The following is a 10,000-nucleotide window of genomic DNA, read 5'->3' as shown; positions in this document are numbered from 1 at the left end:
CCGCGATCGCGCTCGAGGAGCCGCCGCTGATCGAGGTGGTGCCCGGCTCGTACGACCTTCCCGGGGCGCGGGTGCTCGACCTGGTGGCGGTGATGGACCGGTTGCGCACCGAGTGCCCGTGGGACCGTAAGCAGACGCACGAGTCGTTGGTGCCGTACCTGCTCGAAGAGGCCTACGAGGTGCTGGAGACCATCGAGCAGGGCGACTACCCGGCGCTTCGCGAGGAGCTGGGCGATCTGCTGCTGCAGGTGGTCTTCCACGCGCGGGTGGCCGAGGAGTTCGACATGGACGACGTGGCGGCCGGGATTGTGGAGAAGCTCATCCGCCGCCACCCTCATGTCTTCGGCTCCGTGCGGGCGGAGAGCGCCGACGAGGTCAACGACAACTGGGATGCGATCAAGGCGGCCGAGCGGGCGTCCAAGGGGCGCGAGTCCGTGCTCGACGGCGTGCCCATGGGGCAGCCCGCGCTCTCGCTGGTCGCCCAGCTCCTGCGCCGCGCCTCCCGCGCCGGTGCGCCTGACTCGCTGGCGGCCGCCGTGGGGCAGGGGGTGGCGCGCGAGCTCTTCGACCTGGTCCGCCGCGCCGGCGACGCCGGCCTCGACGCCGAGGCCGAACTCCGGGCCGCCGCCCGCGCATACCGCGACCGCGTCCACGCCTGGGAATCCGCCTGACACGGTTCTCGAGGGCGGTCGAAAGGTTCACCGGGGCACGAGCCTGACCGTGCGGTGCGGCGTACGGACGTACCGATAGGCTCTGATGGCATATTGCCTTTCCGATTTAGGAGCGCATCCCGTGGCTACCATCGAGGTCGTATACGCCCGCGAGATCCTCGACTCGCGAGGCAACCCCACGGTCGAGGTCGAGGTAGTGCTCGACGACGGCAGCAGCGGCCGCGCGGCCGTGCCGAGCGGGGCGTCCACCGGTCAGTTCGAGGCGGTCGAGCTGCGTGACGGCGGCAAGCGTTACGGCGGCAAGGGTGTGGAGAAGGCCGTCCTCGCCGTGACCGACGAGATCTTCGAGGAGATCAACGGGGTCGAGGCCGAGGACCAGCGCATCATTGACCAGATCATGATCGACCTGGACCGCACGCCCAACAAGGCCAAGCTCGGCGCCAACGCCATCCTGGGCGTCTCGCTGGCCGTCGCGAAGGCCGCCGCCGACAGCGCCGACCTGCCGCTCTTCCGCTACGTCGGCGGCCCCAACGCCCATGTGCTGCCCGTACCGATGATGAACATCCTCAACGGCGGCGCCCATGCCGACACCAACGTCGACATCCAGGAGTTCATGATCGCGCCGATCGGGGCGGAGACGTTCCGCGAGGCCGTGCGCATGGGCACCGAGGTCTACCACGCGCTCAAGAGCGTGCTCAAGGAGAAGGGTTACGCCACCGGCCTGGGCGACGAGGGCGGCTTCGCGCCCAACCTGCCGTCCAACCGCGACGCGCTCGACCTCATCCTGGTCGCCATCGAGCGGGCCGGCTACGTGCCGGGCGACGACATCGCGCTGGCGCTCGACGTGGCCGCCTCCGAGTTCCACAAGGACGGCGTCTACACGATCGACGGCAAGGGCCTGTCGGCGCAGGAGCTGATCGCGTTCTACGAGGACCTGGTCGCCAACTACCCGCTGGTCTCCATCGAGGACCCGCTCGACGAGGAGGACTGGGCGGGCTGGAAGGCCATCACCGAGGCGCTCGGCGACAAGGTCCAGCTCGTCGGCGACGACCTGTTCGTCACCAACCCCGAGCGGCTCGAGCGCGGCATCAAGGAGGGCACCGCCAACGCCCTGCTGGTCAAGGTCAACCAGATCGGCACGCTTTCGGAGACGCTCGACGCCGTGGACCTGGCCCACCGCAACGGCTACAAGTGCATGATGAGCCACCGCTCCGGCGAGACCGAGGACACGACGATCGCCGACCTGGCCGTGGCGGTCAACTGCGGCCAGATCAAGACCGGGGCCCCGGCCCGCTCCGACCGCGTGGCGAAGTACAACCAGCTGCTGCGCATCGAGGAGCTGCTCGACGACGCCGCCCGCTACGCGGGTCGCGCCGCTTTCCCGCGTTTCGGGCGCTAGTTTCGAGTACCGGGCTCGCGGAGTCCTGATCCACCCGCGAGCCCCCGTACTTGAAAGGGGGTGTGGAGCAATTGGCGAAAAGGCCGCAGCTGACCGGGCGGGCCGCCATCCTGGCCATTGTGGTGTGCGCGATCGCGATGAGCCTGGCCTACCCCGTGCGCGAGTACATCAGCCTGCGCCGCAGCATCGCCGAGCTCCGGGCGGAGAAGGCCAGGGTCGAGGCGGAGAAGCAGACGCTGCTGGAGCGCGACCGGCAGGTCTACGATCCCAACTGGCAGAAGAAGACGGCCAAGGAGCGGCTGTTCTACTGCGGGCCGGGAGAAAAGTGCTTCGTGGTGATGGAGCGCCAGCAGACCAAGGAGCAGGCGGCCGTGCAGCAGCAGCCGGCGGCGCCGCCGTGGTACCAGACGCTCTGGGAGTCGGTGGAGGCCGCCGACAAGGGCACGGGGCGCCGGGCCGTGACGGGGAAGGAAAGTGTTGGACAGTAAGGACGTCGAGACAGTGCGACGGCAGCTCGGGCGGCCGCCCAGGGGGTTGCGCGCGGTGGCGCACCGCTGCCCGTGCGGCAACCCCGACGTGGTGGAGACCGCGCCGAGGCTGCCCGACGGCTCGCCCTTCCCGACTCTCTACTACCTGACCTGTCCCAAGGCGGCCTCGGCCATCGGCACGCTGGAAGGCTCGGGACTGATGCGGGAGATGCAGGCCAGGCTGGCCACCGATCCCGAGCTGGCGGCCGCCTACCGGGCGGCGCACGACGACTACGTCGCCAGGCGCGACGAGGCCGCGCAGGAGCAGGGCCTCGAGCCGCTGCCGCGTGACATGCAGAGCACCGGCGGCATGCCGGAGAGGGTCAAGTGCCTGCACGCGCTCGTCGCGCACGAACTGGCGGCGCCCGGAGTCAACCCGTTCGGCAGGGAGGCGCTCGACGCGCTCCCCCAGTGGTGGAGTGACGGACCATGCGTGTAGCCGCTGTCGACTGCGGCACCAACTCCGTACGCCTGCTCGTCGCCGACGTGGGCGACGACCTCATCGACGACGTCGAGCGGCGGATGGAGATCGTACGCCTGGGCCAGGGCGTCGACAGGACCGGCAGGCTGGCCCCCGACGCCCTGGAGCGCACGTTCAAGGCCATGCGGGCCTACCGCGAGCTGATCGACCGGCACGGCGCCACCCGGACCCGCGTGGTGGCCACGAGTGCGACCAGGGACGCGGCCAACCGGCAGGAGTTCGTGGACGGGGTCCGCGAGATCTTCGGGGTCGAGCCGGAGGTCGTGTCGGGGGCCGAGGAGGCCGAGCTCTCGTTCGTCGGCGCGACCAAGGGCCTGCTACGGCTGTCGCCGGAGACCGAGATGCCGCAGGGGCCGCTGCCCCCGTACCTGGTGGTGGACATCGGGGGAGGGTCCACCGAGTTCGTGGTCGGCTCCGAGCACGCCGAGGCCGCGCTGTCGGTGGACATCGGCTGCGTACGCCTGACAGAGCGGCACCTGAAGGACGCCGGAGACCCGCCTTCCGCGCCGGCCCTGGAGGCCGTGGTGGCCGACATCGAGGCGGCGCTCGACCGGGTCGAGGCGGAGGTGCCCGTCCACCGGGCCCGCACACTCGTGGGACTGGCCGGCTCGGTGACGACGGTCGCGGGCATCTCGCTCGGCCTGCCCGCCTACGATTCGGCCAGAATTCACCACTCGAGGATTTCGGCAGAGCAGGTTCACGAGGTGACGCGGCGGCTGCTCGCGATGACCCATGGTGAGCGCGCCGAGGTGCCGGTGATGCATCCGGGAAGGGTCGATGTGATTGGGGCAGGTGCGCTAATACTTGACCGGATCGTACGACGTTTTGCGTTTTCCCAGGTCGTGGTAAGTGAGCACGACATCCTCGACGGCATTGCGTGGTCAATCGCCCGATAGCTGAAGAAATCCGGACATTTCCAGTACTTAGACTGAGTTGAGCGTGCAATCAGTATTGTGGTTAGGTAAAGAGGCATTACGGGGGCTTTGCCATATTGCTGTGCACGAAAGGTGTCGGCGTGGCGACCGTTCCCGAGCGCGTACCTTCCCTCACGGAATGGAGCACTCTCACATGAAGTCTGTTGGGTTAGCACGTAAGGCGGCGGCGTTCGGCGCGTCCGCCGCGGTGCTGGCCGCCCTGGCCGCGGGCCTGGTCGCCAGCCCCGCCCAGGCGGCGACGAAGGCAGCGCCCAAGGTCGCGGTATCGGCGCCCCGGGCGTCGGACAGTGACTACGAAGGATCTTGCCCGGTCAAGGTCGACTTCTCGGCCAAGATCAAGGTTGCGGTAAAGGGCAAGACGAAGCTGGCCTACCGCTGGCTCCACGGTGACGGGTCCAAGAGCAAGGTCAAGGTGATCAAGCTCACGGGCAAGGGCACCAAGTCGGTGACGGTCAGGCAGTCCCTGACCTTCAAGGAGGACGTCAAGGGCTGGGAAGCCGTCCAGGTCCTCGGTCCGAAGAAGGCGACCTCCAAGAAGGGCTACTTCTCCGTCTCCTGCGAGAAGCCGATCGAGTTGCCGAACCCCGGCCCGGCGGTGTCGGCTCGCGCGTGGGCCAGCCCCAGCTCGTACGTCGGCCCCTGCACTCCCGGCGACAAGATCAACTTTGCCGGCGTGATCGAGGCCAACCGCCCGACGTGGGTCCGTTACCGCTGGGTTCTCAACGGCGACGTGGTCGACTACGGCAAGGTCAAGGTCTACGACACGCGCAAGGTCGGTTTCGGCATCTCCCCGCGTGACAGCCAGCGCGGCTGGGCACAACTGGAGATCCTGAGCCCCGACGCCACCTCTTCCAACCGGGCCTACTACCGGGTCTGGTGCAAGGACGAGGCCCCCGAGACCACCAAGGTCTCGGCCGCTACCACGGTGGGCACGACGCCTGACTGCAAGCTCAGCGCGACCGGCACCATCACTTCGACCGGCGCCGGCCGGGTCACCTGGACCTGGCTGCTGAACGGCAAGACGGTGTCCAACGGCGAGACCTACTTCGACCGGAACGGCGGCACGAAGAGCGTTGACGCGCTCTCCGTCGCGCTCACCGGCGATGACGCCAAGGGCGGCAGCGTGAGGCTGTTCGTCTCGGGCCCGGACAACAGTGACCAGATCTTCAAGTCCTACGCGGCCTGCTCGACCCCGGCTACCTCCACGTCTTCCCCGGCGTGAACAAGGGTTCGGGTTACTGACTGAGAGCCGGACGGCACCCTCGGGCGCCGTCCGGCTTTCTTGTTGCCACTATTACGTTTTGCGCAGTAGTGTTCTTTACGTGGATCACAGCCAGCTTCTCAAGGGCGTGCTCGACCTGGCCGTGCTCGCGGTGCTTCACGAGCGCGACGGCTACGGATACGACGTCGTGCGCCGGCTCAGGGAGGCGGGCCTGGAAGAGGTGGGCGACGCCTCGGTCTACGGCACGCTGCGGCGCCTGTTCAAGGCCGGCGCGCTCACGTCATACGTGGTGGCCTCCGATGAGGGGCCACACCGCAAGTACTACGGGCTCAACGAGGTCGGCAGGGGCATGTACGCCGAATCGGCCAAGACCTGGGCCTCTTTCTCGGCCACCATGGCATCCCTGCTCAAGGAGGGACCAGCATGACCCCCGAACAGTACGCGCAGGCCGTACGGGATGCCCTTGCCGACCATCCCGAGCGGGAGGAGCTGCTCGAAGATCTCGACGACCACCTGGCCGAGATCGCGGCGGACTCGGATCTGCCGCTGGAGGACCGGCTCGGGCCGCCGGAGGTCTACGCGGAGGAGCTGGCGGCCGCGTACGGAGACCGGCCTGAGAGCCGCAGGAGGCGCCGTCCGGACCCTCGGGCGTGGGTGCTGGGCGCGCACACCAGACTGATGGGCCAGGGGCCGTACCGGGGCCTCGCAGGCTTCCTGCCGGAGCTGCGGCCCGGATGGTGGGTGCTGCGCGGCTACCTGCTGGCCATGCTGCTGCTGGCGGCGACCGGCGACGGCGGGCTCGTCCCGCCGAACATCGCGGGCTGGGCCCTGGCCGCGGCGGGCGTGTGGGCCTCGGTCTGGCTCGGCAGACGGCGCAGGGGACGGCTGGGCGCGGGGCTCATGGCGGCGCTCAACCTGGTGGCGGCGCTGACGTTATTCGCCGGGATGGTCTCGGCTGCCTCGTATGGTGAGGACAAGGAGCCCGTCCTCATGGCGACGCCACCGCAGGGGGTGTGGGTGGCCCCGGCCGCGTCCAGCGACGGTGTCTACAACATCAAGCCGTATGCCAAGGACGGCACCCCGCTGACCGACGTCTACCTCTACGACCAGGACGGCAAGCCGCTGACCACCAACCCCGAGGACTACGGCTACACGGTCGACCGGTCGTGCGGCGAGCCCATACTCAACCGCTACCCGCTGCCGCTTATCCAGCAGTCGGAGGCGGTCGAGCAGGGTCCGGCGACGAAGCGGACCTGCCCGACCCCCACGCCCAGTCCGACGCAGGGCAAGTGATCGGGCACCATCGGTGTCATGAGCTTCGTACCTCCTGGCACCGGCTGGCCCGACGACCCGGCGACCGCTGACACCCCGGTCGCGCTCGACCCCGCGGACGTGCGCCGCCTCGCCGCCACCAGCGGCACCCTCGCGGAGCTCACGGCCAGGCAGTCCGTCTGCCGTGCCTGCCCCCGCCTGGTGGAATGGCGCGAGCAGGTCGCCGACGTGAAGCGGCGCGCGTTCGCGGACCAGACGTACTGGGGCCGTCCCGTCCCCGGCTGGGGCGACGAGCAGCCGCGGATCCTGATCGTCGGGCTGGCGCCGGCCGCGCACGGGGGCAACAGGACCGGACGGATCTTCACCGGTGACCGCAGCGGCGACTGGCTGTTCGCCTCGCTGCACCGCAGCGGCCTGGCCGTACAGGAGACCAGTACGCACGCCGGCGACGGGCAGAAGCTCGTCGGCGCGCGGGTCCTGGCGTCGGTGCGCTGCGCGCCGCCCGCGAACAAGCCCACGCCCTCGGAGAAGGCCGCGTGCTTCCCGTGGATGGCCCGCGAGGTGCAACTCGTCGCGCCGTACGTGCGGGTGGTGGTGGCGCTCGGCGGGTACGCCTGGCAGGCCATGTGGCCCGCGCTCAAGGACGCCGGCTACGAGCTGCCGCGCAGCAGGCCACCGTTCGGGCACGGCGTCGAGGTCGAGGTCCGGTACGCCGGCGCGCCCGTCACGCTGATGGGCTGCTACCACCCCAGCCAGCAGAACACGTTCACCGGCCGCGTCACCGCTCAGATGCTGGACGACGTCTTCACCAAGGCCAGGTCACTGGCTGTGTGACGCGTTGCACCACCCCTGGATTGGATTCATCAAGTGCGCTTGACGTAAGCTTGTGAATGCTTTCACAAGCATTCCACGAGGGATGGGGCCTCAGGATGAACAAGCACATCTTGATCGTCGGCGGTGGATACGTCGGCCTGTACACAGCGCTCCGGCTGCAGCGCAAACTCCATCGGGAGCTGCGCAGCGGCGAGGCACGCATCACGATCATCGACCCCCAGTCCTACATGACCTACCAGCCCTTCTTGCCTGAGGCGGCTGCGGGTAACCTCTCGCCCAGGCACGTGGTGGCGCCGCTGCGGCGGATCCTGCCCAGGGCGCAGATTCTCAACGGCACGGTCACCAAGATCAACCACTCCGACCACACGGTCACTTTCCAGCCGGCACAGGGCGAGCCGCGCCAGATGGCCTACGACGTGATCGTGATGGCCGCCGGATCGATCTCGCGTACGCTGCCCATCCCCGGCCTCACCGACATCGGGATCGGCTTCAAGAGCGTGGGAGAGGCCATCGCGCTCCGCAACCGCGTGCTGCACCTGCTCGACGTGGCCGAGTCGACCGACGACCCGGAGGTGCGGCGCAGGGCGCTCACGTTCGTGGTGGTCGGGGCCGGGTTCGCCGGCGTCGAGGCGCTCGCCGAGCTGGAGGACATGGCCAAGGACTCGACGCGCTACTACCGCAACATCAGGCCGTCGGACCTCCGCTGGGTGCTCGTGGAGGCCACCAACCGGGTGCTCCCCGAGGTCGGCCCCGAGATGGGCAAGTGGACGCTGGAGCAGCTGCGCGAGCGCGGCATCGAGGTCAAGCTCGAGACCCGGCTGGAGTCCTGCGTCGGCGGCCACGTGATCCTCTCGGACGGCTCGGCGTTCGACGCGGAGACCCTCGTGTGGACCGCGGGCGTCAAGCCCAGCCCCGTCGTGAACGACAGCGACCTGCCGCTCGACGAGCGCGGCCGGATCAAGACCACCGCCATGCTCACGATCGCCGGCACGCCGGGTGCCTTCGCGGCCGGAGACGCCGCCGGGGTGCCCGACGTGACGAACCCCGGCCAGTTCTGCGCCCCGAACGCCCAGCACGCCGTCCGGCAGGCCAAGGTGCTGGCCGACAACATCGTCCGCTACCTGCGCGGAGAGCAACTGGTCGAATACCGCCACAAGTATGTCGGATCGGTTGCCGGATTGGGCCTTCATCAAGGCGTCGCCAATGTCTATGGAGTCAAGCTTCGCGGATTCCCTGCATGGTTCATGCACCGCACCTACCATCTGTCGCGGGTGCCGACGCTGAACCGCAAGGTCCGCGTCGTCGTCGATTGGACCCTGGCTCTGTTCTTCAAGCGGGAGACGATCTCGCTGGGTGAGATGGAGCACCCGCGTGAGGACTTCAGGGCCGCGGTCGCGACGACCCGCCGCTAGCCCAGGCAAGGCAGCGCCCCGGCGAGCCTCGCCGGGGCGTTTCGGCACCCCTGGTCGCAAGCGGAAGGGGTACCACGGGTGGGGCTCTCAGCGGTGACCGTGCTCGGCGTCGACCGGCCCGGCGTGATCGCCGCAGTCACCGGTTCGCTCGCCGACTGCGGAGCGAACATCCAGGACTCGACGATGACGTTGCTCGGTGGCCACGTGGCGATGATGCTGCTGGTGTCGGGCGACCTGGACTCCGCCGAGCTGCTGAAACGTCTGTGCGCGCCCGACCTCGTGGTGACCGCGTCCGCCATCGAGGCCCAGCGCCACTTCTGCGAGGAGGGAGGCGGCCTCGGCTACGTGCTGACCGTGCACGGGCCCGACCGGCCCGGCATCATCTCGGCCATCAGCGCGGTGCTGGCCGCGGACGGGGGCAACATCACCGGGATGAGCACCCGGCTCACCGGCCGCCTGTACGTGCTGATCGCCGACGTCGAGCTGCCGAAGGAGGTGGACGTGGCGGCGCTCATGCGCAGACTGGCGGCCGTCGGCACCAGCCTGGACTCGGCGATAACCTTCCGCCCCGTCGAACCGGACCTGCTGTGAGCGAGCACAGCGAGCGAACCACTGGACACAGAGGTTTGCTCACAGGACCGGCGAAGGAGGGCCTGTGAGTGGCCGGGGCGGCGGGCTTTGGGGGGTGGCCCGCGGTCGTCCGGGGACTCCGCGCGAGGTGCTCGGCGCCCCCCACCCTCTCCTGTCCGCCATGGCCGAACCGGTCGATCCGACCGCTCCCGAGATCGTGGCCGCCGCCGCCGACCTCCTCGCCACTCTGCGCCGGAAGACCTCCACGACCGGCCTGGCGGCTCCTCAGATCGGCCTGAGCTGGCGGCTGATCGCCTTTGACACCCGGCTCCACCCCAGAAGCCGTTCGTGGGCCGGAGAGCTCGTCCTGGCCAATCCACGGCTCGCCAGGGCCTCCCACTGGGACCCCGGGCGCGAGGGGTGCGCGTCCATCACAGGGCTCACGGCAGACGTCCCCCGTGCCACCCGTATCACCGTACGTGGGCATTTGCCAGGCACGGGCGAGCCCGTCACCATCGAAGCGGATGCCCTCGAAGCCCGCTGCATTCAGCACCAACTGGACCATCTGGACGGTCTACTCTTCTTGGACAGAGTGTCTGGAGCGCTATCCCTTCACCGCAGACTTCACAGTTGTGACTCTTGATGCGAAGTTGTGCTCCTCGGAAGTATGGTCTGTT

Annotated in this window: 12 protein-coding genes; all 12 read left to right on the top strand. The window is 69.0% G+C overall.

Annotation, left to right across the window (positions count from 1 at the left end; all coding sequences use genetic code 11):
- Nucleotides 1-671, top strand: a 671-nt coding sequence (locus AB0J09_RS02175) for a MazG family protein (RefSeq protein WP_360683640.1), incomplete at its 5' end; no start/stop codon positions are given.
- Nucleotides 672-792: 121 nt separating this feature from the next.
- Nucleotides 793-2,070, top strand: coding sequence for a phosphopyruvate hydratase (eno, locus tag AB0J09_RS02170; RefSeq protein ID WP_360683637.1), 1,278 nt, complete (start codon nucleotides 793-795; stop codon nucleotides 2,068-2,070).
- Nucleotides 2,071-2,132: 62 nt separating this feature from the next.
- The gene (locus AB0J09_RS02165; protein WP_360683634.1) at nucleotides 2,133-2,558 is read left to right on the top strand and encodes a septum formation initiator family protein; all 426 of its coding nucleotides are present in this window, start codon (nucleotides 2,133-2,135) and stop codon (nucleotides 2,556-2,558) included.
- A complete protein-coding gene (locus AB0J09_RS02160) occupies nucleotides 2,548-3,036 on the top strand; it encodes a DUF501 domain-containing protein (RefSeq protein WP_360683661.1) in 489 nt (162 codons plus the stop codon). Before AB0J09_RS02165 ends, AB0J09_RS02160 begins: the two co-directional genes overlap by 11 nt.
- A complete protein-coding gene (locus AB0J09_RS02155; protein WP_360683631.1) occupies nucleotides 3,027-3,974 on the top strand; it encodes a Ppx/GppA phosphatase family protein in 948 nt (315 codons plus the stop codon). Before AB0J09_RS02160 ends, AB0J09_RS02155 begins: the two co-directional genes overlap by 10 nt.
- Before the next feature lie 172 nt (nucleotides 3,975-4,146).
- Nucleotides 4,147-5,235, top strand: a complete 1,089-nt coding sequence (locus tag AB0J09_RS02150; protein ID WP_360683628.1) for a hypothetical protein — start codon at nucleotides 4,147-4,149, stop codon at nucleotides 5,233-5,235.
- A gap of 100 nt (nucleotides 5,236-5,335) precedes the next feature.
- On the top strand, nucleotides 5,336-5,662 hold the full coding sequence (locus tag AB0J09_RS02145) for a PadR family transcriptional regulator (protein WP_360683625.1): 327 nt from the start codon (nucleotides 5,336-5,338) through the stop codon (nucleotides 5,660-5,662).
- Nucleotides 5,659-6,528, top strand: a complete 870-nt coding sequence (locus AB0J09_RS02140; protein WP_360683622.1) for a hypothetical protein — start codon at nucleotides 5,659-5,661, stop codon at nucleotides 6,526-6,528. Before AB0J09_RS02145 ends, AB0J09_RS02140 begins: the two co-directional genes overlap by 4 nt.
- An 18-nt stretch (nucleotides 6,529-6,546) precedes the next feature.
- Entirely contained in the window at nucleotides 6,547-7,341 is a 795-nt protein-coding gene (locus AB0J09_RS02135; protein ID WP_360683619.1) for a uracil-DNA glycosylase, read from the top strand.
- Nucleotides 7,342-7,436: 95 nt separating this feature from the next.
- A complete protein-coding gene (locus AB0J09_RS02130; protein ID WP_360683616.1) occupies nucleotides 7,437-8,753 on the top strand; it encodes an NAD(P)/FAD-dependent oxidoreductase in 1,317 nt (438 codons plus the stop codon).
- Nucleotides 8,754-8,831: 78 nt separating this feature from the next.
- Nucleotides 8,832-9,344: an ACT domain-containing protein gene (locus AB0J09_RS02125; protein WP_360683613.1), complete on the top strand. Its 513-nt coding sequence runs from the start codon at nucleotides 8,832-8,834 to the stop codon at nucleotides 9,342-9,344.
- A 64-nt stretch (nucleotides 9,345-9,408) separates the two neighbouring features.
- Nucleotides 9,409-9,966: a peptide deformylase gene (locus AB0J09_RS02120; RefSeq protein WP_360683610.1), complete on the top strand. Its 558-nt coding sequence runs from the start codon at nucleotides 9,409-9,411 to the stop codon at nucleotides 9,964-9,966.
- Nucleotides 9,967-10,000: the final 34 nt, after the last annotated feature.

This window comes from Nonomuraea sp. NPDC049784 (genome assembly GCF_040659615.1).
In the GTDB taxonomy this organism is placed as follows: Bacteria; Actinomycetota; Actinomycetes; order Streptosporangiales; family Streptosporangiaceae; genus Nonomuraea.
The sequence above is the reverse complement of the archived record's forward strand: the minus strand, read 5'-3'. Positions and strand labels throughout refer to the sequence as shown.

Excerpts from the sequence above, each read along its gene's own strand:
- AB0J09_RS02155 (WP_360683631.1), top strand. The coding sequence starts at position 3,027 with ATGCGTGTAGCCGCTGTCGACTGCGGCACCAACTCCGTACGCCTGCTC.
- AB0J09_RS02150 (WP_360683628.1), top strand. The coding sequence starts at position 4,147 with ATGAAGTCTGTTGGGTTAGCACGTAAGGCGGCGGCGTTCGGCGCGTCC.
- AB0J09_RS02140 (WP_360683622.1), top strand. The coding sequence starts at position 5,659 with ATGACCCCCGAACAGTACGCGCAGGCCGTACGGGATGCCCTTGCCGAC.
- AB0J09_RS02135 (WP_360683619.1), top strand. The coding sequence starts at position 6,547 with ATGAGCTTCGTACCTCCTGGCACCGGCTGGCCCGACGACCCGGCGACC.
- AB0J09_RS02130 (WP_360683616.1), top strand. The coding sequence starts at position 7,437 with ATGAACAAGCACATCTTGATCGTCGGCGGTGGATACGTCGGCCTGTAC.